Genomic DNA, 26,013 nt, shown 5'->3' with positions numbered 1-26,013 from the left:
GCAAACAAGCGGCACCAGACGAGGCACCGTCACTTCGGCGCTGTCGGCGCCTCCAGGCTCCGGCTGTAGCGTGACATCGCGAAGCAAAAGACGAAATAGATCGCGGCCACGAAGATGTAGACCTCGACCGAGAACTGCTGCCAGGCCGGATCGATGATCGCGGTCTTGGCCGTGGTGAGCAGGTCGAAGATGCCGATGATCAGGACGAGACTGGTATCCTTGAAGAAGGCGATGAAGGTGTTGACCAGCGGCGGGATGACGTGGCGGATCGCCTGCGGCAGCACGATCAGCCGATGCTTGCGCCAGTAGGACAGCCCCAGCGCGTCGGCGGCTTCATATTGCCCGCGCGGCACGGCCTGGAGACCGCCGCGGATCACTTCGGCGAGGTAGGCGCCGGCGAACAGGATGATCGCGATCTGCGCGCGCAGCAGCTTGTCGATGTTGAAGCCGGCGGGCATGAACAGCGGAAACATCACGCTTGCCATGAACAGCAGGCTCACCAGCGGCACGCCGCGGATCAGCTCGACGTAGAGCACGCTGAGCGAGCGGATCGCCGGCAGCTTCGAGCGCCGGCCGAGCGCCACGAGGATGCCGAGCGGGAAACCGAACGCCAATCCAAATGTCGCCAGGATCAGCGTCACCGGCAGTCCGCCCCAACGGTCCTGCGAGACGAAGGACAGCCCGAACACGCCGCCCCACATCAGCACGCTGATCAGCGCCAGCGCACCGATCCAGAGATAGACGAGTTCGCGCCGCCAGAGGGCGCGACGGGTCGAGAGGTAGTACAGCGCGACGAACAGTATGACCGACAGCGCCGGCCGCCACTGCTCGTCGAACGGATAGGTGCCGAACAGGATGAAGCGGTACTTTTCGGGGATGATCGCCCAGCAGGCGCCGAGGCCGCGCGCCGCCTTGCAGGCACTGGAATCGTTCGTGGGCGTGAGCCAGACCGCATTCGCGATGCCCCATTGCACGAAGCTGAAAATGCCCTTGGCGAGCAATGCCAGCAGCACGACCGTGAGAATCCCGTTCGGGATCGAGGAGAACAGATTGGTGCGGAGCCAGCGCAGCACCGGATTTCCCATCTGCGGACGGCGGGCGGCGCGCGGTGCTTCCGGAATATCGGTGATCGCGGTCATGCTCAGCGCTCCACCAGCGCGATACGCGCGTTGTACCAGTTCATGAAGAAGCTGATGGAAAGGCTGATGGTCAGGAACACCGCCATGATCAGCGCGATCGCCTCGATCGCCTGCCCGGTCTGGTTCAGCGTGGTGTTGGCGATCGAGACCACGTCCTGATAGCCGATCGCGACCGCGAGAGAGGAGTTCTTGGTGAGATTGAGATACTGGCTCGTCATCGGCGGCACGATCACGCGGAGTGCCTGCGGCAGGATGATCTGCCGCAGCATGAAGCTGCGGCGCAGGCCGAGCGCATTGGCGGCGTCCCACTGGCCGCGCGGCACCGACTGGATGCCGCTGCGCACGATCTCGGCGATGAAGGCCGACGTGTAGGTCACTAGCGCGATCAGCAGCGCGAAATATTCCGGCGCGAGCGTCAGCCCGCCGACGAAGTTGAAGCCGCGCAGCTGCGGCCATTCGATCGTCCAGGAGACACCGAGCACCAGCGAGACGGCCGCCGGCACCGCGACGATGAGGCCGAGCGCAAACGGCCAGGCCGGCCGCGGCCTGCCGTCGCGCATCTGTTGGGCGATCAGCCATCGCCGGATGACATAGAACACGGCCAGACCCAGCACCGCCGTGCCGAGCACCCAGAGCTGTGGCGGCCCGAACGGGATCGCCGGCAGGATCAGGCCGCGATTGGAGAGGAATACGCCCTCGACCGGTCGCCACGCCGCGCGCGCGGCCGGCAGCGCCTGCATCAGCACGTACCAGAACAGCAGCTGGAGCAGCAGCGGGATGTCGCGGAGCGTTTCAACATAGACGGCGGCAAGCCGCGACAGCAGCCAGTTGGCCGACAGCCTGGAGATGCCGACCAGCGTGCCGAGGATGGTCGCGAGCACGATGCCGATCACCGCGACCCGCAGGGTGTTGGCGATGCCGACGACGAAGGCCCAGAGGTAGGTGTCCCTCGGATTGTAGGCGAGCAGGCTGTCGGCAATGGGCATCCCGGCCTCACGGCCGAGGAAGGCGAAGCCAGTGGTGATGCGGCGGGCCGACAGATTGGTGACGGTGTTGGACCAGAGGAAGGCGACAACACCGACGGCGATCCCGACCACCAGGACCTGCCAGAACAGGCCCTTCAATTCGTTGCGCCCGAGCGCAAGGAAGCGGCGGCGCGGCGGCGGTCTGGGATGATCGGCGGTCACAGCACAAAAATCCTTCTCAAATGCAACGATTTCCGGCGGCGCACGTCAACTGTTGCACCAAACTCCATTTCATGCAACAAATGTTTCATGGCCGAGCCCGCGAAATCCTCGCCCCTGAGCGAACTGCGCATCGCATTGCCATCGCTCCCCCTGCGCCTGCAGGAGGTCGGCCGCTTCGTCGCCGCCAATGATTACGACGCCACCACCCGTTCGATGCGCGACCTCGCGGCGGAGGCCGGCGCCGACCCCGCTGCTTTCACCCGGCTCGCCAAGGCGATTGGCTATTCCGGCTGGGACGAGCTGCGCGCGGCGCTGACCGAAGCCAGGCGTCCCTCACAGACCTCGCCCTTCTCCGGCAGGGCGAAGAGCCGGCGTCATGGTCCCAACGCCGACGTCGCGCTCGTCATCGACAAGCTCGAAGCCGAGGCCGCCGGCCTTCCGCGCATTCCGGCACATCCCATTGCGGAAGCGGCGCGCGCGCTGCACGACGCCAAGCGGATCTGGATCGCAGGCTATCGCAGCTGCCGCAGCGTGGCAGAGCTATTGAACTACGAGCTGCGACTCTTCCGCCCCGAGCAGGTGCAACTCGTCGGCGCATCTGGTCCTGACGATCTCGATCTCGGCGCGTTCCGTCCCGGCGAAGCCGTCATCGTCGTCGGCTTCCTGCCTTACACGCATGCGAGCGTCCGCGTCGCGCAGGCCGCTCATCGCAGCGGCGCAACGCTGATCGCTATTGCGGACAGCCTCTCGGCGCCGATGGCCGAGGGCGCCGACCACGTGCTGCTGTTCGAAGCAGCCTCCTCGCCCGGCTTTTTCCCCAGTCTCACCGGCGCGATCGCGATCGCGCAGTCGCTCGCGGCGGTCACGTTCTCGCTCGGCGGCGTCGCTGCGAAGAAGCGTTTGGAAAATACCGAGGCGCGGCTTGCCGCGACCTCGACTTACGTCTCGGAGAAAGGTTGATCCATGAGCACCCGCACCAGCCGCGTGCTGCATCGTTCGCTACGCGAAACCCCGCCCAAGGCGATCGGCGGCGAAGGCGTCTATCTGTTTGCCGAGGACGGGCGCCGCATCATCGACGCCTCCGGCGGCGCGGCCGTCTCCTGCCTCGGCCACCAGCATCCGCGCGTGATCGCAGCGATGGCGAAACAGGCCTCGACGCTGGCCTATGCCCACACCGCCTTCTTCTCCTCCGAGCCGGCCGAGGCGCTGGCCGAGAGGCTGGTCGGGCATGAGCCCGGCGGCCTCGCCTACGCCTATTTCGTCAGCGGCGGATCGGAGGCGATCGAAGCCAGCATCAAGTTGGCGCGGCAATATTTCATCGAGCGCGGCGAGCCGCAGCGGCAGCATTTCATCGCACGGCGGCAGAGCTATCACGGCAACACGCTCGGCGCGCTCGCCGCCGGCGGCAATGCCTGGCGCCGCGCGCCCTATGCGCCGCTGCTCTCCGCAGCCTTCAGCCACGTCACGCCGGCCTTTGCCTATCACGAGAAGCGCGAGGAGGAATCCGACGCGCAGTTCGTGGCCCGGCTCGCGGCCGAGCTTGAAGCCGAGTTCCAGCGGCTTGGTCCCGATACCGTGGCGGCATTCCTCGCCGAGCCCGTCGTCGGCGCCACCGCCGGTGCCGTGACGGCGCCCGACGGCTACTTCAAGGCCGTGCGCGAGATCTGCGACCGGCACGGCGCGCTGCTGATCCTCGACGAGGTCATGAGCGGCATGGGCCGCACCGGCACGACGCACGCCTGGGAGCAGGAAGGCGTCGCCCCTGATATCCAGGCGATCGCAAAGGGGCTCGGCGGCGGCTACCAGCCGATCGGCGCGATGCTCGCGAGCGGCAAGATCATCGACACCATCCGCTCAGGCTCCGGCGCATTCCAGCATGGCCATACCTATCTGGCTCACCCCCTCGCCTGCGCAGCCGCGCTCGCGGTTCAGGATGTGATCCGTGACGACCAGTTGCTCGACCGCGTCAAGGAGCGCGGCAAGCAGCTCGAGCAGCGGCTGACCGAGCGCTTCGGCAATCACCGTCATGTCGGCGACATCAGGGGCCGCGGCCTGTTCTGGGCGATCGAGCTGGTCGCCGACCGCGCGACGCGCGCCTCGTTCGATCCGGCGCTCAAGCTGCACCAGAAGATCAAGGCCGAAGCCTTCGCCAACGGGCTCGGCTGCTATCCCGGCGGCGGCACCGTGGACGGCGTGCGCGGCGACCACGTGCTGCTCGCGCCGCCCTATATCGCTTCGGCAGATGAGATCGATCAGATCGTCGACAAGCTCGGCACGGCCGTCGACAACGTGTTGCGTAGTGTCAATCACTGAGGGGAGAGTAGTATGAGGAAAGTGGTTATCGCAGCGAGCGTGCTCGCAGCATCGACGGTGATCGCATCGGCGGCGACGCTGGATACGGTGAAGAGCCGCGGCACGCTGGTGTGCGGCGTCAGCGCAGGCTTCGCCGGCTTCTCGGCACCGGACTCGCAAGGCAACTACAAGGGTCTCGACGTCGACTATTGCCGCGCGCTTGCGGCCGGCATTCTCGGTGATCCCAACAAGGTGCGTTACGTCTCGCTGACCGCACAGAACCGCTTCACCGCCCTGCAATCGGGCGAGATCGACGTACTCTACCGCAACTCGACGCAAACGTATCTGCGCGGCGTCACGCTGGGCCTGCGCCAGGGCCCGATCAACTTCTACGACGGCCAGGGCTTCGTCGTGAAGAAGGACCTCGGCGTGAAGGAGCTGAAGGACCTCAAGGGTGCGACCGTCTGCGTCGCGCAGGGCACCACGCACGAGGTCACGCTCGGCGATTACGGCCGCGCCAACGGCATCGACTGGAAGCCGCTGGTGTTCGACCGCGTCGACACCATGTACCAGACCTTCTTCGGCGGGCGCTGCGATGCCATGACCCAGGACGCTTCCGCACTCGCCGGCGCGGTGACCACCGCGGCGCCGAACCCGGCCGACTACGTCGTGCTGCCGCAGACCATTAGCAAGGAGCCGCTCGGTCCCTTCACCCGCAACGGTGACGAGGTCTGGAGCGACATCATCACCTGGCTGCATTACGGCCTGATCGAGGCCGAAGAGCTCGGCGTCACCCAGGCCAATGTCGATGAGATGACGAAGTCGCAGACGCCGGCGATCCAGCGCCTGCTGGGCGCCTCCGGCGACCTCGGCTCGCGGCTCGGGCTGGACAACAAATGGCTGGTCACCGCGATCAAGGCCACCGGCAATTACGGCGAGATCTACGAGCGCAATGTCGGCAAGGCGAGCCCCCTCAAGCTCGACCGCGGCCTCAACGGCCTCTGGAGCGAGGGCGGCTTGATGTACGCGGTGCCGTTCAAGTAAGGAATTCTCCCTCTCCCCCGCTTAGGGGGAGAGGGAGAAGAGACATCCCATGCGCATCGCCCTCATCCACGCTCTCAAGCACTCCATTGCGCCGATCGAGGCGGCGTTCGCGCAAGCGTGGCCGCAGGCGCGGCTGATGAACCTGCTCGACGACAGCCTGTCGGCGGACCTGGCCCGTGACGGCCAGCTCAACGATGCCATGACCGAGCGTTTCCTTGCGCTCGGCGACTACGCTGTGGCGACGGGAGCCAACGGGATCCTGTTCACCTGCTCCGCGTTCGGTCCTTGCATTGAGGCCGTCGCACGAGCGCATGCGCCGATGCCGGTCTTGAAGCCGAACGAAGCCATGATCGAGCGCGCGGTGACGATGGGCAAGCGGATCGGCCTGCTCTCGACCTTCCCGCCAACGCTGGTCTCGATGCCGCCGGAATTCCCCGCCTCGGTCCAGGTCGTGCCGAAGCTCGCCGAAGGCGCGTTGGCGGCACTCGACCGGGGCGATCGCGCCACGCATGACCGGCTGATCGCGGACGCCTCGCGCGACTTACGCGATTGCGACGTCATCGCGCTGGCGCAGTTCAGCATCGCGGCGACGGCGCCGCTGGTCGCGGAGGCCACCGGTCGCCCGGTCGTCACCACGCCAGATAGTGCAGTCGACAAGCTGATGAAGCTGCTGAAAGTGAAGGCCTAAGCGCCAGCCTTTTTCCGACGCCGCGCGTCCTTGATCGCGGTCGTCAGCGCGGCCTTCGTCTCATTGACAAAATCCTCGACCAGCTCCTCACGCGTGGTATGCGCCGCCTCGCCGGTGAAAAGCCCCTGCTCGGCCAGCATCACCACGCCATGCAGCGCTGCCCAGATCTTGAGAGCCTGTCGCTCGCGTAAAAAGCCAACGGCAGGCACTTCCAGGGCCTCGATGACAAGCGCAAACGTCTCGCGCGTGGCCTCATGCAGCTCGCTGCCCTTGGCGGCGCAAGACACGGTGCGGGACGCAAACATCAGGCGATAGATGCCGTTGCGGCGCAATCCGAAGTCCAGCATCGCCTGCGCCAGCAACGACAGCTTCGACTGCTTTGACGGTTTCGCCATCGCCGCCCGAAAGGTTGCGCTGAGCTGCCGGAACGCCTCCGCCGTCACCGCCGTTAGCAGCGCATCACGGTCGGCGAAATGCCGATATGGCGCCGGCTGCGAGACGCCGAGCTGCTTCGCCAGTGCCTTGATGCTGATCGCTTCCGCCCCGCCCTGCTCCGCCTCGCGCAACGCGGCCTTGATCAGGGCGTCGCGAAGGTCGCCATGGTGGTAGGTCTTCTCCGATTTACGAACGAGTTGTGAACGCATCCTGCGCCAAACCTATAAGTTTGCGCTTGACAGGGGAAGCCCACCGCGAATGTAATAGTATATAACTTAGACCGAGCGGCAAATGCCGCCGATAAAATTGACATGAGGAACGCGGGCCGCTCTTCGCGCGCACGCAAGCGACCAAGGAAGCCGCCATGGCAGAGCGACTGAAGGTTCACGTCGATCCCGACAAATGCCAGGGCCATGCCCGCTGCAAGGCGCTGGCGCCGGAGCTGTTCGAGCTCGACGAATACGGCAACGCGCATGAAGCCGGCGATGGCACGGTCCCGCCGGGACTTGAAGACAAGGCCTGGCTTGCCAAATCCAACTGCCCGGAAATCGCTATCGATGTGATCGAGGACTAGCGCGGCGGCCCCTGTCCGCTCCGCTGCCTTCAAGCAAACACGAGCCCCGAGGGATCTCACTGACATGTCCGACGTCGGCCAGCCTGTCGCCCATCCGCCCGTCACCGACTGGGTCAACGATTTCGACCACACCGATCCGCAATGGACGGACGATCCCTTCCCGATCTGGGATGAGCTGCGCGCTGCAAGCCCGGTTGTGCACACCGAGCGGTTCCTCGGCTGCTACATGCCGACGACCTACGAGGCGGTGCGCGAGATCGCCAACGACACCGAGCATTTCTCCTCGCGCCGGATCATCGTCCGCGACGTGCGGCCGGAGATTGCCAGGAACGCGGCCCCGCCGATCACCTCCGATCCGCCCGTGCACAAGCCGGCCAAGCAGTTGCTGCTGCCGCCATTCACGCCGGACGCAATGAAGAAGCTGGAACCGCGGATGCGCGCGATCTGCAACGAGCTGATCGACGGGTTCATCGCGGACGGCAGGGTCGACGCCGCCGCGCGCTACAGCAAGTACATCCCGGTCCAGGCCATCGCGCACATGCTCGGCATCCCCGAGAGCGACAGCGATCTCTTCATCAACTGGATCCACATGATCCTGGAGCTCGGCATCAAGGACGAAAATATGCTGCTCCAGGCCGTGCACGAGATGAGCGACTATTTCAGGACGCATATCGAGGAGCGCAGATCGAGGCCCACCGACGATCTCATCTCCTATCTGATGAACGCCAAGGACAAGGAAGGCCAGCCGCTGGAAGAGTCCCACGTGCTGGGATCGTTGCGCCTGCTCCTGATCGCCGGCATCGACACCACCTGGAGCGCGATCGGCTCCTCGCTGTGGCACCTCGCCCGGACACCGGCCGACCGCGAGCGGCTGATCGCCGAACCTGCGCTGATCCCGACCGCCGTCGAGGAACTGCTGCGCGCCTACTCGCCGGTGACGATGGCGCGCGAGGTGGTCAAGGAAACCACGGTCTCGGGCTGTCCGGTCAAGGCGGGCAACATGGTGCTGCTGTCTTTCCCGGCCGCCAACCGCGACCCAAAGATGTTTCCGGACGCTGACAAAGTCGTGATCGACCGTCGGGAGAACCGCCACGCCGCTTTCGGCCTCGGCATCCATCGCTGCGTCGGTTCCAACCTCGCGCGCATGGAGATGCAGGTCGCAATTGAGGAATGGTTGAAGCGAATCCCGGACTTCCGGCTCGACCCGGCGGGCACCGTGACCTGGTCGCAAGGGACCGTGCGCGGCCCCCGCCAGTTGCCATTTCTGCTTGGAAAGTCCATGTAGCCTCCAGACTGCAAATGTCTTGGGAGGCCGGCGATGACAGACGAAGCAATCAAGCCGGCCTCCGAGCACTTCGACATTGCCGACGCCGAGCGCCGCATCAAGGCGATCTTCATCGGCTCGATCGGCAATCTCGTCGAATGGTATGACTTCTACGCCTACACCGCGTTCGCGCTCTATTTCGCCCCCGCCTTCTTCCCCGGCAACGATCCCGTCGTCCAGCAACTGAACGTCGCCGTCGTGTTCGCGGCGACCTTCCTGATGCGCCCCCTGGGTGGTTGGTTCTTCGGCTATCTCGCCGACCATTTCGGCCGGCGCATTTCGCTGACGCTCTCCGTCGTCTTCATGTGCTTCGGCTCACTGATCATCGCGGTGACGCCGACCTATGCCTCGATCGGTCTTGCCGCCCCGGCCATCCTGGCGGTCGCGCGCGTGATCGAGGGCCTAAGTCTTGGCGGCGAATACGGCGCCAGCGCCACTTACCTCAGCGAGGTCGCCGATCCCAAGCACCGCGGCTTCTATTCCAGCTTCCAGTACGTCACGCTGATCGGCGGCCAGCTCACCGCGATCATCGTGCTGCTGCTCCTGCAAAAGGTCTTCCTGACGCCGGAGGAGCTGAAGGCCTGGGGCTGGCGCATCCCGTTCGCAATCGGCGCGGCGCTCGCAATCTTTGCCGCAGTCATGCGCCGCGGCCTGCATGAGACAGAAGCGTTCGAGGAAGCCAAGAAGGTGGTGAAGCCGACCGGCTCGATCACCAATCTGCTGCGCTATCCGCGCGAGCTGCTGCTGGTGGTCGGCCTCACCGCCGGCGGCACCGCGGCGTTCTACACCTTCACCACCTATATGCAGACCTTCGTAAAACTCTCGGTCGGGCTGACCGAGGACCAGACCACGTTCGTGATCTTCGGCACGCTGATCTTCGCGACCATCCTGCAGCCGATCTACGGCGCGATCTCCGACAAGATCGGCCGCAAGCCGCTTCTGATCTTCTTCGGTGTCGCCGGCACGCTCGCGACCGTTCCGCTGCTGATGACGCTGAAGGAGACCAAGTCGCCCTTCATGGCGTTCATCCTGATCTGTTGCGCCTGGCTGTTCGTCGCCGGCTACACCTCGATCAACGCGGTGGTGAAGGCCGAGCTGTTCCCGACCAACGTCCGCGCGCTCGGCGTCGGCCTGCCCTACGCCATCACGGTCTCGATCTTCGGCGGCACCGCTCCGGCGATCGCGCTCTACTTCAAGAGCATCGGGCACGAGGACTGGTTCTACTACTATCTCGCCGGCATCATCTGCCTGTCGCTGATCATCTATTCCACCATGCGCGACACCAAGCACGCTTCCGCAATGCACCGCCACGAGTAGCCCATTCACGAGTAGCCCATGGCCGACGACGAGCCGCTGCCCGACAGCAAACTGACGCGCACCAAGGAGAAATGGGCGCGCGAGGGCCGTTTTCTCACCGGCAAGATCACGCGTCCGGAAGACCAGCGCCTGCCGCCGGGCCAGCACCTGACCAAGGACTGGCCGGTGCTCGATCTCGGGGTCATGCCGCCGGTGTCGCGCGAGCGCTGGCGGCTCGACGTCTATGGCGCGATCGAAACCCCCGTGTTCTGGACTTATCCCGAGTTCGCCGCGCAGAAGCAGGTCCAGTTCACTTCCGACATCCATTGCGTGACGACCTGGTCGCGCTACGACAATGAGTGGGAAGGCTTCGCCACGCGCGAACTGCTCGCCATCTGCCGGCCGCGCGAGGATGCACGCTTCGTGGTACTGCATTCCTACGACGGCTACACCACCAACCTCGCGCTCGAAGACTTCGCCGCCGAGGACGCGCTGCTCGCCCATAGCTGGTCAGGACAGCCGCTGACGGACGAGCACGGCGGGCCGGTGCGGCTGGTGGTGCCGCATCTCTATTTCTGGAAGAGCGCGAAATGGCTCCAGGCGATCGAATTCCTGACCGAGGACGCGCCGGGTTTCTGGGAAGTCCGCGGCTATCATAATCGCGGCGATCCCTGGGCCGAGCAGCGCTATTCGGGCGACTAGAATTCAAACAGAACGGGGGAATCCCATGCCCACGGAACGCTTTCAATTCAGCGGAGAAGGCGGCCATCAGCTCGCGGCCGCGCTGGAGCTGCCGGACGGCGAGCCCGCCGCCTACGCGCTGTTCGCGCACTGCTTCACCTGCGGCAAGGATACGCTGGCAGCCAAGCGCATCTCGGTCGCCCTCGCGGCCAGGGGCATCGCGGTGCTGCGCTTCGACTTCACCGGGCTCGGCTCCAGCGAGGGCGATTTCGCCAATTCGACCTTTTCTTCCAACGTCGCCGATCTCGTGCGCGCAGCCGATCATCTGCGCAGCGTCCGCAAGGCGCCGTCGATCCTGATCGGCCACAGCCTCGGCGGCGCCGCGATCCTGGCCGCGGCCGGGAAGATTCCTGAGGCGAAGGCGGTCGTCACCATCGCCGCACCCTCCGATCCCGCCCACGTCACCGGCCTGTTCAAGGAGCATATCGACAACATCCGCACCCAGGGGGAGGTCGAAGTCTCACTCGCGGGACGCCCGTTCCGGATCAAGCGCGAATTCCTCGACGACATCGTCGAGCACGAGCTGATGAAGGATGTCACCGGCCTGCACAAGGCGCTGCTGGTGATGCATTCGCCCGTTGACGATACCGTCGGCATCGACAACGCGACCAAGATTTTCGTTGCGGCAAAGCATCCCAAGAGCTTCGTCTCGCTCGATCACGCCGATCATCTCCTGACCAAACCGGCCGATGCACTCTACGCGGCCGACGTGATCGCGGCCTGGGCGAGCCGCTACATCGATACGGCAAAACCTGCGAGAGTGATGGATCTCCCCGAGGAACCGCGGAAGGTCGTGGTGCAAGAGACCCGCAAGAGCAAGTTCAACCAGATCATCCGCGTCGGACCGCATCATCTGGTGGCAGACGAGCCGGTCGCGGCCGGTGGCGAGGATGCCGGGCCCGGTCCGTATGACTTCCTGCTCGCCGGCCTCGGCGCGTGCACCTCCATGACCATGCGTCTCTATGCCGATCGCAAGTCGCTGCCGCTCGACCGCGTCACGGTCACGCTGAAGCATTCAAAAATCTACGCCAAGGATTGCGCGGAGTGCGAGACGCGCGAGGGCATGCTCGACCAGATCGAGCGCGACATCGCAATGGACGGCGCGCTCGATGCCGAACAGCGCAAGAAGCTGATGGAGATCGCCGACAAGTGCCCGGTGCACCGAACGCTGACATCGGAGATCCGCATCGTGACCAAGGCGCTGGAATGAATCGGTGGGCTAGAAGCACGACGCCATCGTCCGCACCGCCGCGCTGATCTCGTTCTCGCGCCACGCCGCAAAGCCGAGCAGCAGGCCGTGATCGCGCGGCTTGCCGAGCGCCAGGCTGGACAAGGCTCGCGTGACAACGCCCGCCTCGACCAGCCGCTTCACCGCCGCCTGATCGGCGCGACCGCGCTTGAGGCGCGCCACGAGCTGGATGCCGCCCGAGGGCACTTCGGCGGTGAGCACCTCGCCGAGATGGCGCTCCAGTCCCGCGGCGAGATGATCGCGGCGCCCGTGATAGAGCCGGCGCACCCGACGCAGATGCGCCAGGAAATGGCCATCGGCAATGAATTCAGCAAGCGCCTCCTGAACGTGGCTAGAAGCGATCAGCCCGATATGCCGCTGCGCGATCTCCAGCGTGCTGACCAGCCCCGGCGGTGCGACGAGATAACCGAGCCGGATGTCCGACGTCATCGCCTTCGAGAAGGTGCCGACATAGAACACGCGGCCGTGTACATCGAGGCCCTGCAACGCCGGCACCGGCCGGCTGTCGTAGTGGAATTCGCCGTCGTAGTCGTCCTCCACGATCCAGGTCTTGCCGGGCCGGCTTGCCCTGAGAAACCCGGTGCGGCGTGCCAGCGACATCAGGCGCCCGGTCGGATGCTGATGCGAGGGCGTCATGAAGATCAGCGTTGGCGCCGCCAGACCCGCAATCCGCTGCATTCCCTGCTCGTCCAGCTTGATGCCGGTCACGCGCGCCCCGGAAGCACGGAAGGCCGCCGCGGCACCGGGATAGCCGGGATCCTCGACCCAGACCTCATCGCCGGGCGAGATGACGGCAGCCGCAATCAGGGTGAGCGCGGCCTGCGCGCTCGGCAGGATCAGGATCTGCTCCGCCGTGGCGCGAACGCCTCTGCTGGTTGCGAGGTAATGCGCCAGCGCCTCGCGCAAACGCGGCCGGTTGACCGGCCCGAGCTCGCGCCTGGCCGCCCCCATGGCGCTGCGGCGCAGGCAGCGTCCCCAGATGTCGTTCGGAAACTCCCTTGCATCGCCGTGCCCCGGACGCAACGGCTTGAGCGGCGCCAGATAGGACATCGGCCAGTCCGTCTGCTGGAGCTTCGAGGCCCAGGGCGAGAGCCGTGGTCTGGCAGTGCGTGGGCTCGACGCGGCTGTGCGCGCCCCTTCGATGCGTTCGCCGCCGTCGATCGTCACCACCGGGCGGCGACCGCGCGACGCCGCGAGATATCCCTCTGCGGCGAGTTGCTCGAAGGCATAAGTGACGGTGTTGCGCGAGACCCCGAGGTCGCTCGCGAGCTGGCGGCTCGACGGCAGCGCCCAACCCTTGCCGAGCCGACCGCTCGAAATCAGGCTTCGGAGCTGACCCGTCAGCTGGGCCGTCAGCCCCTCCTCGTCGGCTCGCTTCAGATCGATCAGGCCGGTTAGCATGCCCTCGGAAACTGGCACCTTGCTCTTCTCCAATCTGGCACTTTTTCAGGTGCCAGGCGGGATGCTATCCGCCGGACTGGATTGCTTCAAGGATGATCCTGCGATGAACTCCCTGTCCCCTCGCACCGCCGTCGGCCTGTTCCTCATCGTCGTGCTGGCCTGGGGCGTGAACTGGTCGGTGACGAAACAGCTCGTCCAGTTCCTTCCGCCATTATGGACGTCAGCGATCCGAAGCTGGATCGCGCTGGCTGGATTGTTCGTGATCCTCGGACTGAGCAGAAACCTCGTGATCCCGGAGCGGCGCGACATTCCCGTGATCCTGAGCGTGGCGCTGCTGCACATGACGATATTTTCGGTCCTGGTCGCGGCCGGTGTGCGCTTCCTGCCCGCGAGCAAGGCCATCGTGCTCGGCTACACCACGCCGCTCTGGGTCGCGATCGCCGCGCCCTTGCTGGGGAAGGATACGCTGACCGCGCCAAAGCTCGCCGGCGCACTGCTCGGATTGATCGGCCTTGCCGTGATCCTGAACCCCGCCTCCATCGACTGGACCAATGCGAACGTCGTGCTCGGCGCCGGCATGGTCATCCTGGCCGCGATCTCCTGGGCCGCCAACATCATCTATATCCGCGCGCACCGCTGGATAGCCTCGCCGCTCCAGCTCCTGATCTGGCAGGTGCTGGTGGCGACGGTCGTGCTCACTGGATCGGCTGTGGTCACGGACGGCCTGCCGCACGCGGAATGGTCGTGGAGGCTCGTCTTTCTGTTTCTGTACTCCGGCCTGATCGGGACGGCGCTGGCCTATTGGGCGATGTCGATGGTCAACAAGAGCATCTCGGCGCTGACGACGTCGCTCGGCACCACCTGGACGCCGCTCGTCGGCATCGCCAGCGCCGCTATCCTGCTAGGCGAGCCGATTGACATGAGCCTTGCGATCGCGGCCGGACTGATCGTCACCGGCATCGGTCTTGCGACGCTGGGCGACCGGCTGTTGCGCAGTCAGGCCACCGCGAGCGGCTGAACGCGCAAGCTTCCGCGCAGACCAGCGGCTGTACCGAGAAGGATGCCGGCGACCGCAATGAGCGAGCCCAGCGCGAGGGTCGAGAGACCGGTGAGCCCCTGCCCGATCGAGCAGCCGAACGCCATCACGCCGCCGATCCCCATCAGCGCGGCACCGGTGCCCGAGCGCAGCATGTGGCGTGGCGATGAATAGCCTTCAAGCTTGAAGCGGCCCGTAGCGAGTGCGGTGACCAGACTGCCGGCGAAGACGCCGGCAACTGTCGCAATGCCGAAGTTGAGCGTCAGTCCGGTCGAGAGCATGGCGTATTGCAGGGCGTCCGCGATCGGCGCGATGAAGGTGAGCGAGGTCACCGGGACGGGATTGAAGTCGTCGGCACCGAGATAGCCGGTGACGTACCAGCCGCCGGCGACGAGGAGGCCCACGATGATGCCGGCTGCGATCTGGCCGGGCGAGCGGCGGAACGCCGGATGCGCAAATGCGAACAGGATCAGCGCGACGACAATCGCGGCAGCGGCAAGCGAGCGCGAAAGCGCATCCGTGAGACCCAGCGTCGCCAGCACGGACGGCAGCGAATTCGCGTTGACGGTCGTCTGCGAGGCCTGAACCAGCGCAATGCGCGCCGGTGCGATCAGGCCCTTGAGCGTCATCTGCGCAGCGATGGCCAGCACAATCACGACGACGAACGAGCGGAGATTGCCGCGCCCGAGCAGCACCAGCGCGCGCGAGCCGCAGCCGTTCGACAGCACCATGCCATAGCCGAACAACAGCCCGCCGAGGAACAGCACCGGCACCGAGAAGGTCTGTTGCAAATAAATCGACTTGCCGAGATCGACCATGCCGCTTCCCGCAAGGAACTGGCTCGCGGCAATCGCAACCGCGATCGCCAGCGCGTAGGTGCGCACCAGTCGCCCGTCGCCCTCCGCCAGAAAGCCGCGCATGCTGCTCATCAGGCAGAAGCCGCTGAGCAGGCCGACGGCGCCGTAGACGAGGCCGATGGCGAGACCGGCGAGGATAACGAGCTGGGCGGATTCCATCGTCACGGCTTCAGGATCACCCGGTCACGCGACGAGCCGGCGACGGCGACATACGCCTCCTTCGCGCGCTCCAGCGGATAGATCGCGTTCGCCTTGATCGGGAACGGCTTCAGACGGTCGCTCGCAAAGCCCGGGCCGAGGTCGCGCAGCACCGCGCCCGTCGCGGCGGAGGACAGGCCGAGCGTGTCGATGCCGACATAGGTGTGCTGGCCGCGGTAGAATTCGAGGATGTTGAACTGCACGATGCGGTCGATCGCGGCGATCAGGATCTGGCGGCCGCGCAAGGCAAGCGACTTGTGCGCGGCCTGGAAATAGGGATCGCCGACCGTATTGAAGACGATGTCGGCGCCTTTGCCGCCGGTCAATTCGCGCACGCGCGTGGCAACGTCGGTGGCGGAGGCGTCGATCACCTCGATGGGCGCGTTGGCGTGGCCTTCATAGGCTTCCGCCTTGCGCACCACGCCGATGACGCGCGCGCCCTGCCAGGTCGCGATCTGCACTGCAGCCTGGCCGACCTTGCCGTTGACGCCGAATACCAGAACGGTCTCGCCGCTCTTCGGCACGCCGGCGCGGCGAAAGCCTTCCATCGCGGTGACGAAGGGCACGCCGATGCCGGCGGCCTCTTCCCACGACACCGTCTTTGGCTTCTCCACGACCGCATCGGCCTCGACGACGAGATGGGTTGCGTGGGTGCCGTCGCGGCGGATGCCGAGATCGCCGGACGAGCCGAACACTTCGCGCCCCACTGTACCCGCGGGCCCGTCGATCACTACGCCGGCGTAGTCGCGGCCGGGGGTCCGGGGGAACACGGCATAGGCCATCAGCCCGGTCGCAGCCTTGACGTCGGAGGGATTGACGGCTGCGGCCTTCACCTCGATGAGGAGGTCGTTCGGCCCGCGCGCAAGGATCTGGCGCTCGACGACTGGCGCAAGCGCCGTGGCGTTTTCAGCTTTGGCGTTGAGGCGCACACAGCGCGCTTCGACGGTTTTGGCATCGGCTGGCGACATAGGAAAGACCCGCGATTTCTCGCGGGCCTTGTCGCCTTTGGGGCCGTTCAAGTCAATCCGCCAAGTCAGTCCTTGGGCCGCTTGTCGTAGAGCCGCTTGGCCTTGCCGAGCGAGCGCTCCAGCGTGGCCGGCGCGACCACCTGGACCCTCGAACTGATGCCAATCGTGTTCTTGATGTGGGTCGCGATCCGCTCCGCATGATCGACGAGCCCGCGGCCGTCCCAACTCTCGGGCCGAGCCTCGGCGATGATGGTCAGTTCGTCCATCCGGCCCTCGCGGGTCAGCTCGAGGATGAAATGGCCGCCGCACCAGTCGGTCGCCAGCAACACCTCCTCGATCTGGGTCGGGAACAGATTGACGCCGCGCAGGATGATCATGTCGTCCGAGCGGCCCGTCACCTTCTCCATCCGCCGCATGCCCGGCCGCGCCGTGCCCGGCAACAGCCGCGTCAGGTCGCGGGTGCGATAGCGGATCACCGGAAAGGCTTCCTTGGTGAGCGAGGTGAACACCAACTCGCCCTTTTCTCCGTCCGGCAGCACCGCACCGGTCTCGGGATCGATCACTTCAGGATAGAAATGATCCTCCCAGATATGCAGGCCGTCCTTGGTCTCGATGCACTCCTGCGCGACGCCGGGGCCGATCACCTCGGACAGGCCGTAGATGTCGGTCGCGTCCATGTCGAAGGCGTCCTCGATCTCGCCGCGCATCGCATTGGTCCAGGGCTCGGCGCCGAAGATGCCGACCTTGAGGGAGCACTGGCGCGGATCGAGCTTCTGACGCTTGAACTCGTCGAGAATCGCCAGCATGTAGCTCGGCGTCACCGTGATGATGTCGGGCCGGAAGTCGTTGATGAGCTGCACCTGCCGCTCGGTCATGCCGCCGGAGATCGGCACCACCGTGCAGCCGAGTTTTTCGGCGCCGTAGTGCACGCCGAGACCGCCGGTGAAGAGGCCGTAACCATAGGCATTGTGGATGATCATGCCGGTGCGGCCGCCGGCGGCGCGGATCGACCGCGCCATCACCTCGGACCAGGTGTCGATGTCGGCTTGCGTATAGCCGACCACGATCGGCTTGCCGGTCGTACCGGAGGACGCATGCACACGCACCAGCTTCTCGCGAGGCACGGCGAACATGTTGAAGGGATAGTTGTCGCGCAGGTCCGTCTTCACCGTGAACGGAAACTTTGCGAGATCGGAGAGTTCGCGAAAGTCCGATGGATGCACGCCGGCCTTGTCGAAGGCCTTGCGGTAATGCGCGACATTGTCGTAGGCGTGCTTCAGCGACCAGGCCAGCCGCTGCTTCTGCAGCGCCACGATCTCGTCGCGCGACGCGCGCTCGCGCGCGTCCATCTCGGCACTATAGGTACTGGCACCTTCCTTGCGCCTCGTCAGAGCCATGCTCGTTTCCCCACATTGGTTTGTTCTTTTCTTCTTTCGTCTTATTGATCTTGCGCCGGCAGCCACGTGCCGGGAATGACACGCGAGTGCCCGCGGAATTCCGCGATGACAGTATCACCGACGGTAACGCGCACGTCGTAAATGCCGGAGCGGCCGCTGCGGGTGATCTCTCGCGCCTTCGCTATGAGGCGGTCGCCGAGCTTGCCCGGCTTGATGAAGGTGACCTGCCCCTGCGCCGCCACCACGCGTTCATTGTGCGAGTTGCAGGCGAACGCGAAGGCGGAATCGGCGAGCGTGAAGATGACGCCGCCATGCGCGATGCGCTGGCCGTTGACCATGTCCGGCCGCACCGTCATGGCCAGCGTCGCAAAGCCCGGGCCGATCTCGACGATCTCCATGCCGAGACCTTTGGAGGCATCGTCCTCGGCCCACATTGCGTCGGCGCAGGCGCGGGCGATATCCTGAGGCGACAGGGCGGCTTTGACGTTCACGCGCTTCTCCCGGCTGTTTGCACGCAATGTTCTGCTGGTTGGACAACACTGTCAAACGTGGTCGTAATCGACGACGACCCGCGCCGTAGAAGGCTTGGCCTGGCAGGTGAGAACAAAACCGGCCTTGAGCTCCCACGGCTCCAGCGAATAGTTGATGTCCATCGGCGCCTCGCCCTCGACCAGTTTTGCACGGCAAGTCGAGCACATGCCGCCCTTGCAGGCGAAGGGCAAATCGACTCCGGCGCGCAGCGCGGCATCGAGAATCGCTTCGTCCTCGGCGACCGGCACGTCGCGGCGCTTGCCGTCGATGATCAGCGAGGCGATCGCCTTCGGCGGCGCGTCGGGCGCGACGGCCTTCTTCGGCCGCGGCTTGCCGCCGAATTCGGAGACGAAGCGCTCGACGTGAATGCGTTCGTCCGCGATGCCGAGAGCGCGGCAGGTCGCCTCGATCTCCTCGCTCATGCCTGATGGACCGCAGATGAAGACGTGATCGACGCTTCCTGCCGGTACCAGCGAGCGGAGCAGCACCCTCACCTTCTCACCGTCGAGCCGGCCATGCAGGATCGGGATGTCCTGCTCCTCGCCGGAAATGACGTGGAAGATCGAAAGACGATCGATGAAGCGGTCCTTCAGCTCCTCGAGCGCTTCGAGGAACATGATGTTGTCGGTGGTGCGGTTGCCGTAGAACAGGAAGAAGCGGCTGTCCGGCTCCCGCGCGAGCACGCCCTTCACGATCGACAGGATCGGCGTGATACCGGAGCCCGCGGCAAAGCCGACATGGATGCGCCCGGCGTCGGCAGGCGGCACAACGCCGAAACGGCCCGTCGGCGTCATCACATCGAGCTCGTCGCCACACTTGAGATCTTCGGCTGCCCAGCTCGAAAACGCGCCGCCATCGACCTTCTTCACGGCAATGCGGATCTCGCCGTCATCGGGGCCGGAACAGATCGAATAGGAACGGCGCACCTCTTCACCGTCGAGCGTGGTCCGCAGCGTCAGGTACTGGCCGGGCGTGAAGGCGTAGTCGCCGGCAAGCTCACCGGGAATGACAAACGTCATCGAGACAGCGTCGGAGGCCTCGCGGCGGAGGTCGCTGACGATCAGGCGGTGGAAGCGCGGTGCGGCTGCGGACATGATCAATGACACTTGAAGTAGTCGAACGGTTCGCGGCAGGCCTTGCAGCGCCACAGCGCCTTGCAGGAGGTCGAGCCGAATTCGGACAGCAGTTCGGTCTTGTCGGAGCCGCATTGCGGGCATGCCACCGCCTGCTCGCCGAACAGCGCACGGCGCGAGCTTGAGGCTTGCGGCGGCGCGATGCCATAGGCGCGCAGCTTCTCGCGCCCCTCCTCGCTCATCCAGTCCGTCGTCCAGGCCGGCGACAGCACGGTGCGGACTTTGGGCCGAATGAAGCCGGCGCGCTCCAGCGCGATCTCGATTTCGAGCGCAATCATGTTCATGGCCGGGCAGCCCGAATAGGTCGGGGTAATCGCGACTTCGACATGGCCGCCGTCGAGAGCGACATCACGCAGCACGCCGAGATCGGCAATGCTCAGCACCGGGATTTCCGGATCGACCACGCTCGCGGCGGCATCCCAGGCGCGCTGGCGCAGCACGGCGTTGTCATTGACGACCGTCACCATGTCAGCCCCGGAAAAGTTCGCTGCATCGATTGCAGCTCGGACAGGAGATGGCCGAGATGTTCGCTATGGCGGCCCACGCGGCCGCCCTGCTGCATCCAGTCGTTCTGCGGCAGCTTGAGCGTTGCTTCACGGGCGACACCCGAGATCGTCGTCAGCCAGCGGCCGCGCAAGGTGGCGGGATCGACGACAACGCCGGCATGGATCAGCGCGCGCTCGCCGTCGTCGACGGCAAACATCTCGCCCGTGAAGGCCCAGAGGTGATCGATCGCTTCTTGCGCGCGGGCGTGGCTTTCGTCCGTTCCGTCGCCGAGCCGGATGATCCATTCCGAGGCATGGCGCAGATGATAGGCGCTCTCCTTCTCCGACTTGGCGGCAATCGCCGCCAGCGTCGCATCACGTGAGGTCATCATAGCGCGCCAGTAAAGATCGGCGAAAGCGGAGTAGAAGAACTGCCGCACCAGCGTCTGCGCAAAGTCGCCATTCGGCTGCTCGACCAGCAGCAGATTGCGGTACTGCCGGACGTCGCGCAAGTATGCGAGCTTATCCTCGTCGTTGTCCTTGCCTTCGGTCTTGGCGGCAAAGGAATAGAGCTCGCGCGCCTGGCCGATCAGGTCGAGCGCGATGTTGGAGAGGGCCATGTCCTCTTCCAGCATCGGCGCGTGCCCGCACCATTCCGACAGCCGGTGGCCGAGGATCAGCGCATCGTCGGCACGGCGCAGCGCGTAGAGCACCAACGGCGTTTCGGAGACCTGGATGTTGGCGACCGCCATCACATGTGCCCCACTTCTTCCGGCACTTCGTAGAACGTCGGGTGCCGGTAGATCTTCGACTCCGCCGGCTCGAACATCATGCCCTTCTCGGCAGGATCGCTCGCGGTGATCGCGGTGGACGGCACGACCCAGATCGACAGGCCCTCACCGCGGCGGGTGTAGATGTCGCGCGCAGCTTGCAGCGCCATCGTCGCGTCGCTCGCATGCAGGGATCCCACATGCTTGTGCGCGAGCCCGTTGCGGCTGCGAATGAAGACTTCCCACAGCGGCGTGTTCGGCGTGGCCATCTTGATCTCCCTATTCCGCAGCTTGTGCAGTCTGGCGCTGTGCGCGCTTGGCCGCGTAAGCGGCTGCAGCCTCGCGCACCCAGGCGCCCTCAGCATGTGACTTGCGGCGCGCAGTCATGCGGTCGCGGTTGCAAGGGCCGTTGCCGGCGAGCACCTGCTTGAACTCGGTCCAGTCGATCTCGCTGTAGCGCCAGTGCCCGTCCGCATCCTGGGTCATGCCGGGATCGGGAATGGTGAGGCCGAGATATTGCGCCTGCGGCACGGTGGCGTCGATGAACTTCTGGCGCAGCTCGTCATTGGAGAAGCGCTTGATCTTCCATTTCGTCGAGGTGTCGCTGTGCTGGCTGGTCGCATCCGGCGGGCCGAACATCATCAGCACCGGCCACCACCAGCGGTTCAGCGCGTCCTGCGCCATCGCCTTCTGCTCGTCCGAGCCGCGGCACAGCGTCAGCATGATCTCATAACCCTGGCGCTGGTGGAACGATTCCTCCTTGCAGACGCGGATCATGGCGCGGGCATAGGGGCCATAGGAGCAGCGGCACAGCGGGATCTGGTTCATGATCGCGGCGCCGTCGACCAGCCAGCCGATGGTACCGATGTCGGCCCAGGTCAGCGTCGGATAATTGAAGATCGAGGAATACTTTGCTTTCCCGGCGAGCATCGCATCGACCAGCTCCTCGCGCGAGGAGCCGAGCGTCTCGGCGGCGGCATAAAGATAGAGCCCGTGACCGCACTCGTCCTGCACCTTGGCGAGCAGCGCGGCCTTGCGGCGCAGTGTCGGCGCGCGCGTGATCCAGTTGCCCTCGGGCAGCATGCCGACGATTTCGGAATGAGCGTGCTGGGAGATCTGGCGCGTGAGCGTCTTGCGATAGGCCGCCGGCATCCAGTCGTTCGGCTCGATACGCTCCTCGGCATCGATGCGGGCCTGGAACTGCGCGGCTTTGCCTGCGTCCTCCAGACCGCGATCATCGGTCTCGGCCGTGTTCAGCGCCTGGGTGTACATGCGCGTCCTCCCGTTTTATTGGAAGGCAATATATAACAAAAATTACATCATGCAAGATATTTCTGTAACATAAAAATCAGACGCCGAACCTCCGTTCCAGCAGCTTTCGCGCCGGCGACAATGGCCCCTTTTCATTGGTTCCATGGCCATCAAGCCATTGTTCGGACGGGGCAAGCAGCGCGCGATAGATCTCGCCGCAGAGCGCGCGGGCCGCCCTGCCCGGCCAGTCCGCCGGCAGCAGGCTTTCGGGCAGCAGAGGATCGCGCAGCACGACGCGGCGGTAATAGTGGATCAGGAGGATGCGCGCGGTGAAGGCGTCGGCTTCGGACAAGTCCGTGCCGCGGCCGATCGCGGCGCGCAGCGGCTCGAACGTCTTCATGAATTTCAGATAGGCGTCCGCAGTTCGCTCCAGCGGCCAGCTCGCGCTGAGCAGGCGGCGGCCACTGTCGTCCTCCGCGGAGACTTCCAGACGGATCGCGCCGGCAGCCTCGTCCGGCACCGGCACGCCTGATGGTGCCACCCACACACCCGGCAGCGGGCTGCCGAAGCCGGCATTGCGCAGCGCTTCGCGCGAGGCGTCGCGGTCCCCGCCATTGCCGATCAGCAGCAGTTCGAAGCGCCCGGTCCAGTCCGATGGCGGCGGATCGTAGATATGGCGCGTGGCAGCTTCAAACGTCTGCCGCCCCTTGTCGGCCAGGCGATAAAAACTGTTCCGGCCGACCTTTTCGCGCGTCAGCCAGCCGTCGGCCGCAAGGCGCGACATCGCGGTGCGCACGACGCCGCTGTCGATATCCAGGCTTTCGAAGAATTCCAGCAGCGTGCCGAGCCACACCGAACCGCCGCGCGGCACGATGGCATCGCCGAACACGGTGATGACGATGGAGCCGGTGCGTGACGGCTCGCGCTTGAGCTGGTCGATGATGCGGGATAGTGGATGCGCCATGCGCGAGGCATAGCGCGTTTGATGCGGGCGCGACAATGGACGGGAGCGACAATGCGAGAGCCGGGCTCGATCCTTCGAGACGGCGCTTCGCGCCTCCTCAGGATGAGGTCTGATCGCTTTCGTGCGGCGTCATTTACTGTCAACCCTCATGGTGAGGAGCGCGGCAAGGCCGCGCGTCTCGAACCATGCAGGCCCGGCTACCTGTGCGGATCGGGATAGGCGAGGCTACGCCAGCCGCTGCGGTCAAAGGGACGCCACTGGCCTTCCTTCTGCGCAAGCCGGTCGGCTACGGCGTAGACCGCGGCCGGATGATGGCCCATGCCGCAATGGCTGCTCTCGATCTCGATGCTCTCGGTCTGCGCGCCCGACTTCTCCATGCAGCCCTGCCAGGCGCAGACGCCGTCGGTGCGGCTGAAGATAGCGGTGGTCGGCACCGGCGGCGGAACGGCGAGCTCGCCGCCGAACTCCGGATCGACCTCGTCGGACCTGCGCCCGCTCGCCCATTCATAGACGCGCCAGGCATTGGTCGAACGCGGATCGCCGGCGAAGGGGCTGCCGAGCGTGATGACCTGGCGCACGCGCTCGGGCATCATCTTGGCGAGCTGGCGCGCATAGAGGCCGCCGAGGCTCCAGCCGACCAGGCTGATCTTGCGCCCGTGGGTGTCGCTGAGCTCTTCGACCAGATCGACCATCGCATGCTGCACGCCGGGGCGCAGGCCGTAATTGCGGCCCTGACGCCAGCCGCTCACCGCATAGCCCTTGCCGGACAGGAACGTGCGCAGCGCGCGCGTGGAGGCGTCGGACGCCACAAGGCCCGGCAGCACCAGCACCGGATGCCCATCGCCGCGCGGCGCGAGGCTCAGCAGCGGCAGCGCGCCGAGGAATGCGCCGAACTCGTGGATCGCGCGCCCTTCCAGAAACATCAAAGTGCGGGAAGGCGGACGCAGCGTCTGGGCAGTAGCGGTCATCAATGTATCCCCTGAGGAAGGCGCCGGCCGCGAATGCCGGCAATGGGCATGAATTCCAATACGCCGGCTTCTTGAACGTTCCGCAGCGCAACATGAATCAGCTAGGCGGCCGGTTCCCGACATTCAAGCGGGAGAGATGCAGGGCGACAATAGGCCCGCGCGTTAATGCTAACGGCCGTGACGCAAAAGTCACAGCCATCGAAGCAGGAATTCTACGGAGTACAGCGCGAGCCCGGCGAGCCCGCCGATCAACGACCCGTTGAAGCGGATGTATTGCAGGTCGCGGCCGATGTTGATTTCGATCAGCGAAATCAGCTGCGCCATGTCCCACGCCTTGACCTGGTCGGAGATGAAGGTCGAGACGCCGCTTTTCTGGTCCGCGACGAAGCTGCGCAGCACTGTCACCAGGCCCTTGTTGATCTCGCCGCGCAGCTCGGCATCGCCGGCAAGCACCTCGCCCGCGGAGACGAACATGCCGGCGAGATGATGCTGCAGCACCTGGGTCTCGCCGCTCGCGCTGCGCTCGATGAAGGAACGCGTGTTGGCCCAGACGGTGCGGGCGAGGTCGGCAAGCTCGGGCCGTGCGAGCAGATCGCGCTTCAGCCCGTCGATGCGATCGACATAGGCCTGATCGGTGCCGAGCCTATCGACGAAGCTCAGCACCATGCGGTCGAATTCGCCGCGGAACGGATGCTTGGGGTCGCTGCGCACCTCGTTGAAGAAAGCGGTGGCGGAGGCCACGATCTTGTTCACCAGAAATTTGTCGGCGCGATAGAGATTGAGCAAGGTCGGCAACTCCGCCCGCACCTTCTCGCGGATCATCGCCATCGTCTCTTTCTGGTTCAAGGTCTCGTGCATCACGCGCAGGAGATCGTCGAACAGGATCTGGTGCCGCCCCTCCGCAACGAAGCCGCGCAGCGTGCCGGCCGCCAGCGGGGCGAGATCGATCGCCTGAAGCTGCGAGGACATGCGGCGGATGATGAAGGTCATCAGGCCGGAGCTTTCCGTGGCGGATACGGCCTCCGGCAACAGACGCAGCGCGAAGCGCGCAAGGTCATCGCTGCGCTTGCGGTCGCGAAGCCAGTCCGCGACGAAGGAGCCGAAATCGATCTCGTTCAGCTTGGCCTCGACGGGACCGGCCTCGAGGAAATGCACCTGGATGAATTCGCCGAGCTTGTCGGCGATGCGGGCCTGGTTGCTCTGGATGATCGCGGTGTGCGGGATCGGCAGGCCGAGCGGCCGCTTGAACAGCGCGACCACCGCGTACCAATCAGCGAGCCCGCCGATGGTCGCGGCCTCCGCGAAGGCTGCAATGAAGCCGAACACGGGATGCACGGGCAGCAGCCATTTCGCGACGATGAACAGGGCGAGCGTCGAAGCCAGCACCAGCGTTGCCAGCGCTTTCACGCGCCGCAATTCGGCCGCGCGTTCGGCATCGCCGGGGGTGTCGAAGGAGAAGGTGGCGGGTGCGTTCATGGTTGCATCACCCTACCCGTCATTGCGAGCGAAGCGAAGCAATCCAGCTCGCGACGACGGCAGCGCAAAAAACAAAAGGCCCGCCGAAGCGGGCCTCAAATTCAGTTTCTACTCAAGCGCCAGATCAGGCGGTCTTGTTGTAGACCTTGGCAAAGTTGTCCTGAGCGGACTTCGCACCGTTGGCGGCCAGCTTGCCGAAATAGTCGGCGGTCGCCTTGGCGCGCGAGACGAACACTTCGCCGCGGGCGCGGAGCAGGCTCGACTGGATCTCGACGGCTTCGCTGACCGACTTGGCGGACGCGAGCTTGTCGATGCCCGAGAAGAACGCCTCGGCGTCCTCGTAGATCGCCTGCTGGATGTTGCGGCTGATCTTGCCGGCTTCAGTGACGGACTCGGTCACCGCGTTCTCGACGGCGGCGGTCACACGCTCGGAGCCAGCGAACACCTCGGCAGCACGGTCCTTGGCGGTGTTGGCAGTCTTCTTGACGAATTCGCGGGCGGCCTCGGGAACTTCCAGGTTTTGGATGTTCTTGAAAGCGTCCTTGAAGCCCTCGAAAGCGGTGTTGGTTTCAGTGGTCATGGGGTTCTCTCCATCCTCATTGGTCTGAG

At 65.3% G+C, this 26,013-nt stretch carries 27 protein-coding genes; 10 read left to right on the top strand and 17 right to left on the bottom strand.

Annotated elements, in window-relative coordinates; all coding sequences use genetic code 11:
- Positions 1 to 29: 29 nt before the first annotated feature.
- On the bottom strand, positions 30 to 1,139 hold the full coding sequence (locus XH79_RS31135) for an amino acid ABC transporter permease (RefSeq protein WP_271584121.1): 1,110 nt from the start codon (positions 1,137 to 1,139) through the stop codon (positions 30 to 32).
- Between the two features lie 2 nt (positions 1,140 to 1,141).
- A complete protein-coding gene (locus XH79_RS31130; protein ID WP_271584120.1) occupies positions 1,142 to 2,326 on the bottom strand; it encodes an amino acid ABC transporter permease in 1,185 nt (394 codons plus the stop codon).
- Between the two features lie 87 nt (positions 2,327 to 2,413).
- On the opposite strand from XH79_RS31130, the gene XH79_RS31125 reads away from it, so the two are divergent.
- The 4 genes from XH79_RS31125 to XH79_RS31110 are packed head-to-tail and all read left to right on the top strand — an operon-like array spanning position 2,414 to position 6,350.
- On the top strand, positions 2,414 to 3,286 hold the full coding sequence (locus tag XH79_RS31125) for a MurR/RpiR family transcriptional regulator (protein WP_271584119.1): 873 nt from the start codon (positions 2,414 to 2,416) through the stop codon (positions 3,284 to 3,286).
- Between the two features lie 3 nt (positions 3,287 to 3,289).
- Positions 3,290 to 4,639 carry an aspartate aminotransferase family protein gene (locus XH79_RS31120; RefSeq protein WP_271584118.1) on the top strand — a complete coding sequence of 450 codons (1,350 nt, stop codon included), beginning with the start codon at positions 3,290 to 3,292 and terminating at the stop codon, positions 4,637 to 4,639.
- Positions 4,640 to 4,651: 12 nt separating this feature from the next.
- Complete coding sequence (locus tag XH79_RS31115; protein ID WP_271584117.1) at positions 4,652 to 5,662, top strand: amino acid ABC transporter substrate-binding protein; 1,011 nt, start codon at positions 4,652 to 4,654, stop codon at positions 5,660 to 5,662.
- Positions 5,663 to 5,711: 49 nt separating this feature from the next.
- Positions 5,712 to 6,350, top strand: a complete 639-nt coding sequence (locus XH79_RS31110; RefSeq protein WP_212343615.1) for an aspartate/glutamate racemase family protein — start codon at positions 5,712 to 5,714, stop codon at positions 6,348 to 6,350.
- On the opposite strand, the gene XH79_RS31105 is transcribed toward XH79_RS31110, so the two are convergent.
- Complete coding sequence (locus tag XH79_RS31105; RefSeq protein ID WP_271584116.1) at positions 6,347 to 6,994, bottom strand: TetR/AcrR family transcriptional regulator; 648 nt, start codon at positions 6,992 to 6,994, stop codon at positions 6,347 to 6,349. The genes XH79_RS31110 and XH79_RS31105 overlap by 4 nt on opposite strands.
- 155 nt (positions 6,995 to 7,149) lie before the next feature.
- On the opposite strand from XH79_RS31105, the gene XH79_RS31100 reads away from it, so the two are divergent.
- From XH79_RS31100 to XH79_RS31080, 5 genes are all read left to right on the top strand, one after another.
- Positions 7,150 to 7,359: a ferredoxin gene (locus XH79_RS31100; RefSeq protein ID WP_212343613.1), complete on the top strand. Its 210-nt coding sequence runs from the start codon at positions 7,150 to 7,152 to the stop codon at positions 7,357 to 7,359.
- Between the two features lie 64 nt (positions 7,360 to 7,423).
- Complete coding sequence (locus XH79_RS31095) at positions 7,424 to 8,644, top strand: cytochrome P450 (protein ID WP_271584115.1); 1,221 nt, start codon at positions 7,424 to 7,426, stop codon at positions 8,642 to 8,644.
- 33 nt (positions 8,645 to 8,677) lie between these two features.
- Complete coding sequence (locus XH79_RS31090; RefSeq protein WP_271584114.1) at positions 8,678 to 10,000, top strand: MFS transporter; 1,323 nt, start codon at positions 8,678 to 8,680, stop codon at positions 9,998 to 10,000.
- Between the two features lie 18 nt (positions 10,001 to 10,018).
- Positions 10,019 to 10,681 (top strand): sulfite oxidase-like oxidoreductase, encoded by a 663-nt coding sequence (locus XH79_RS31085; RefSeq protein WP_271584113.1) that lies wholly within the window; start codon positions 10,019 to 10,021, stop codon positions 10,679 to 10,681.
- A 25-nt stretch (positions 10,682 to 10,706) separates the two neighbouring features.
- Complete coding sequence (locus tag XH79_RS31080; protein WP_271584112.1) at positions 10,707 to 11,930, top strand: bifunctional alpha/beta hydrolase/OsmC family protein; 1,224 nt, start codon at positions 10,707 to 10,709, stop codon at positions 11,928 to 11,930.
- A 9-nt stretch (positions 11,931 to 11,939) separates the two neighbouring features.
- Here XH79_RS31080 and pdxR read toward each other — a convergent pair whose 3' ends face one another.
- On the bottom strand, positions 11,940 to 13,370 hold the full coding sequence (gene pdxR, locus XH79_RS31075; protein ID WP_271584350.1) for a MocR-like pyridoxine biosynthesis transcription factor PdxR: 1,431 nt from the start codon (positions 13,368 to 13,370) through the stop codon (positions 11,940 to 11,942).
- 103 nt (positions 13,371 to 13,473) lie between these two features.
- Between pdxR and XH79_RS31070 the strand changes: the two genes are divergently transcribed.
- A complete protein-coding gene (locus XH79_RS31070; RefSeq protein ID WP_271584111.1) occupies positions 13,474 to 14,388 on the top strand; it encodes a DMT family transporter in 915 nt (304 codons plus the stop codon).
- Here the strand turns inward: XH79_RS31070 and XH79_RS31065 are convergent.
- The 13 genes from XH79_RS31065 to XH79_RS31005 all read right to left on the bottom strand — a co-directional run bounded on the left by XH79_RS31065 (position 14,367) and on the right by XH79_RS31005 (position 25,984).
- A complete protein-coding gene (locus XH79_RS31065; protein WP_271584110.1) occupies positions 14,367 to 15,422 on the bottom strand; it encodes a YeeE/YedE family protein in 1,056 nt (351 codons plus the stop codon). The genes XH79_RS31070 and XH79_RS31065 overlap by 22 nt on opposite strands.
- A 2-nt stretch (positions 15,423 to 15,424) precedes the next feature.
- Positions 15,425 to 16,429: a quinone oxidoreductase family protein gene (locus XH79_RS31060; protein WP_271584109.1), complete on the bottom strand. Its 1,005-nt coding sequence runs from the start codon at positions 16,427 to 16,429 to the stop codon at positions 15,425 to 15,427.
- Between the two features lie 65 nt (positions 16,430 to 16,494).
- Positions 16,495 to 17,826, bottom strand: a complete 1,332-nt coding sequence (gene paaK / locus XH79_RS31055) for a phenylacetate--CoA ligase PaaK (RefSeq protein ID WP_271584108.1) — start codon at positions 17,824 to 17,826, stop codon at positions 16,495 to 16,497.
- A 41-nt stretch (positions 17,827 to 17,867) separates the two neighbouring features.
- Entirely contained in the window at positions 17,868 to 18,317 is a 450-nt protein-coding gene (paaI, locus tag XH79_RS31050; RefSeq protein ID WP_271584107.1) for a hydroxyphenylacetyl-CoA thioesterase PaaI, read from the bottom strand.
- 51 nt (positions 18,318 to 18,368) lie between these two features.
- Positions 18,369 to 19,451, bottom strand: a complete 1,083-nt coding sequence (paaE, locus tag XH79_RS31045; protein WP_271584106.1) for a 1,2-phenylacetyl-CoA epoxidase subunit PaaE — start codon at positions 19,449 to 19,451, stop codon at positions 18,369 to 18,371.
- A 2-nt stretch (positions 19,452 to 19,453) separates the two neighbouring features.
- A complete protein-coding gene (paaD, locus tag XH79_RS31040) occupies positions 19,454 to 19,957 on the bottom strand; it encodes a 1,2-phenylacetyl-CoA epoxidase subunit PaaD (RefSeq protein WP_271584105.1) in 504 nt (167 codons plus the stop codon).
- Positions 19,951 to 20,727: a 1,2-phenylacetyl-CoA epoxidase subunit PaaC gene (gene paaC, locus XH79_RS31035; protein WP_271584104.1), complete on the bottom strand. Its 777-nt coding sequence runs from the start codon at positions 20,725 to 20,727 to the stop codon at positions 19,951 to 19,953. Before paaC ends, paaD begins: the two co-directional genes overlap by 7 nt.
- Positions 20,727 to 21,014 (bottom strand): 1,2-phenylacetyl-CoA epoxidase subunit PaaB, encoded by a 288-nt coding sequence (paaB, locus tag XH79_RS31030; protein ID WP_008136594.1) that lies wholly within the window; start codon positions 21,012 to 21,014, stop codon positions 20,727 to 20,729. The genes paaC and paaB overlap by 1 nt, the downstream gene beginning before the upstream one ends.
- Before the next feature lie 10 nt (positions 21,015 to 21,024).
- Positions 21,025 to 22,017, bottom strand: a complete 993-nt coding sequence (gene paaA, locus XH79_RS31025) for a 1,2-phenylacetyl-CoA epoxidase subunit PaaA (RefSeq protein ID WP_271584103.1) — start codon at positions 22,015 to 22,017, stop codon at positions 21,025 to 21,027.
- Positions 22,018 to 22,093: 76 nt separating this feature from the next.
- Positions 22,094 to 22,960, bottom strand: coding sequence for a phenylacetic acid degradation operon negative regulatory protein PaaX (gene paaX / locus XH79_RS31020; protein ID WP_271584102.1), 867 nt, complete (start codon positions 22,958 to 22,960; stop codon positions 22,094 to 22,096).
- 197 nt (positions 22,961 to 23,157) lie between these two features.
- Complete coding sequence (locus tag XH79_RS31015) at positions 23,158 to 23,928, bottom strand: alpha/beta fold hydrolase (RefSeq protein ID WP_271584101.1); 771 nt, start codon at positions 23,926 to 23,928, stop codon at positions 23,158 to 23,160.
- A 189-nt stretch (positions 23,929 to 24,117) separates the two neighbouring features.
- Positions 24,118 to 25,404, bottom strand: coding sequence for a DUF445 domain-containing protein (locus XH79_RS31010; RefSeq protein WP_271584100.1), 1,287 nt, complete (start codon positions 25,402 to 25,404; stop codon positions 24,118 to 24,120).
- A 124-nt stretch (positions 25,405 to 25,528) separates the two neighbouring features.
- The gene (locus tag XH79_RS31005) at positions 25,529 to 25,984 is read right to left on the bottom strand and encodes a phasin (protein ID WP_212343595.1); all 456 of its coding nucleotides are present in this window, start codon (positions 25,982 to 25,984) and stop codon (positions 25,529 to 25,531) included.
- Positions 25,985 to 26,013: the final 29 nt, after the last annotated feature.

It is taken from the genome of Bradyrhizobium sp. CCBAU 45389, from assembly GCF_028128625.1.
Classification (GTDB): Bacteria; Pseudomonadota; Alphaproteobacteria; order Rhizobiales; family Xanthobacteraceae; genus Bradyrhizobium; species Bradyrhizobium liaoningense_B.
This window is presented reverse-complemented; position numbering and strand designations above follow the sequence as displayed.

Bases quoted from the DNA above. Each gene is read 5' to 3' on its own strand.
- XH79_RS31135 (WP_271584121.1), bottom strand. From the start codon at position 1,139: ATGACCGCGATCACCGATATTCCGGAAGCACCGCGCGCCGCCCGCCGT.
- XH79_RS31125 (WP_271584119.1), top strand. From the start codon at position 2,414: ATGGCCGAGCCCGCGAAATCCTCGCCCCTGAGCGAACTGCGCATCGCA.
- XH79_RS31120 (WP_271584118.1), top strand. From the start codon at position 3,290: ATGAGCACCCGCACCAGCCGCGTGCTGCATCGTTCGCTACGCGAAACC.
- XH79_RS31115 (WP_271584117.1), top strand. From the start codon at position 4,652: ATGAGGAAAGTGGTTATCGCAGCGAGCGTGCTCGCAGCATCGACGGTG.
- XH79_RS31110 (WP_212343615.1), top strand. From the start codon at position 5,712: ATGCGCATCGCCCTCATCCACGCTCTCAAGCACTCCATTGCGCCGATC.
- XH79_RS31105 (WP_271584116.1), bottom strand. From the start codon at position 6,994: ATGCGTTCACAACTCGTTCGTAAATCGGAGAAGACCTACCACCATGGC.
- XH79_RS31100 (WP_212343613.1), top strand. From the start codon at position 7,150: ATGGCAGAGCGACTGAAGGTTCACGTCGATCCCGACAAATGCCAGGGC.
- XH79_RS31095 (WP_271584115.1), top strand. From the start codon at position 7,424: ATGTCCGACGTCGGCCAGCCTGTCGCCCATCCGCCCGTCACCGACTGG.
- XH79_RS31090 (WP_271584114.1), top strand. From the start codon at position 8,678: ATGACAGACGAAGCAATCAAGCCGGCCTCCGAGCACTTCGACATTGCC.
- XH79_RS31085 (WP_271584113.1), top strand. From the start codon at position 10,019: ATGGCCGACGACGAGCCGCTGCCCGACAGCAAACTGACGCGCACCAAG.
- XH79_RS31080 (WP_271584112.1), top strand. From the start codon at position 10,707: ATGCCCACGGAACGCTTTCAATTCAGCGGAGAAGGCGGCCATCAGCTC.
- pdxR (WP_271584350.1), bottom strand. From the start codon at position 13,370: ATGCTAACCGGCCTGATCGATCTGAAGCGAGCCGACGAGGAGGGGCTG.
- XH79_RS31070 (WP_271584111.1), top strand. From the start codon at position 13,474: ATGAACTCCCTGTCCCCTCGCACCGCCGTCGGCCTGTTCCTCATCGTC.
- XH79_RS31065 (WP_271584110.1), bottom strand. From the start codon at position 15,422: ATGGAATCCGCCCAGCTCGTTATCCTCGCCGGTCTCGCCATCGGCCTC.
- XH79_RS31060 (WP_271584109.1), bottom strand. From the start codon at position 16,429: ATGTCGCCAGCCGATGCCAAAACCGTCGAAGCGCGCTGTGTGCGCCTC.
- paaK (WP_271584108.1), bottom strand. From the start codon at position 17,826: ATGGCTCTGACGAGGCGCAAGGAAGGTGCCAGTACCTATAGTGCCGAG.
- paaE (WP_271584106.1), bottom strand. From the start codon at position 19,451: ATGTCCGCAGCCGCACCGCGCTTCCACCGCCTGATCGTCAGCGACCTC.
- paaD (WP_271584105.1), bottom strand. From the start codon at position 19,957: ATGGTGACGGTCGTCAATGACAACGCCGTGCTGCGCCAGCGCGCCTGG.
- paaC (WP_271584104.1), bottom strand. From the start codon at position 20,727: ATGGCGGTCGCCAACATCCAGGTCTCCGAAACGCCGTTGGTGCTCTAC.
- paaB (WP_008136594.1), bottom strand. From the start codon at position 21,014: ATGGCCACGCCGAACACGCCGCTGTGGGAAGTCTTCATTCGCAGCCGC.
- paaA (WP_271584103.1), bottom strand. From the start codon at position 22,017: ATGTACACCCAGGCGCTGAACACGGCCGAGACCGATGATCGCGGTCTG.
- paaX (WP_271584102.1), bottom strand. From the start codon at position 22,960: ATGGCGCATCCACTATCCCGCATCATCGACCAGCTCAAGCGCGAGCCG.
- XH79_RS31015 (WP_271584101.1), bottom strand. From the start codon at position 23,928: ATGACCGCTACTGCCCAGACGCTGCGTCCGCCTTCCCGCACTTTGATG.
- XH79_RS31010 (WP_271584100.1), bottom strand. From the start codon at position 25,404: ATGAACGCACCCGCCACCTTCTCCTTCGACACCCCCGGCGATGCCGAA.
- XH79_RS31005 (WP_212343595.1), bottom strand. From the start codon at position 25,984: ATGACCACTGAAACCAACACCGCTTTCGAGGGCTTCAAGGACGCTTTC.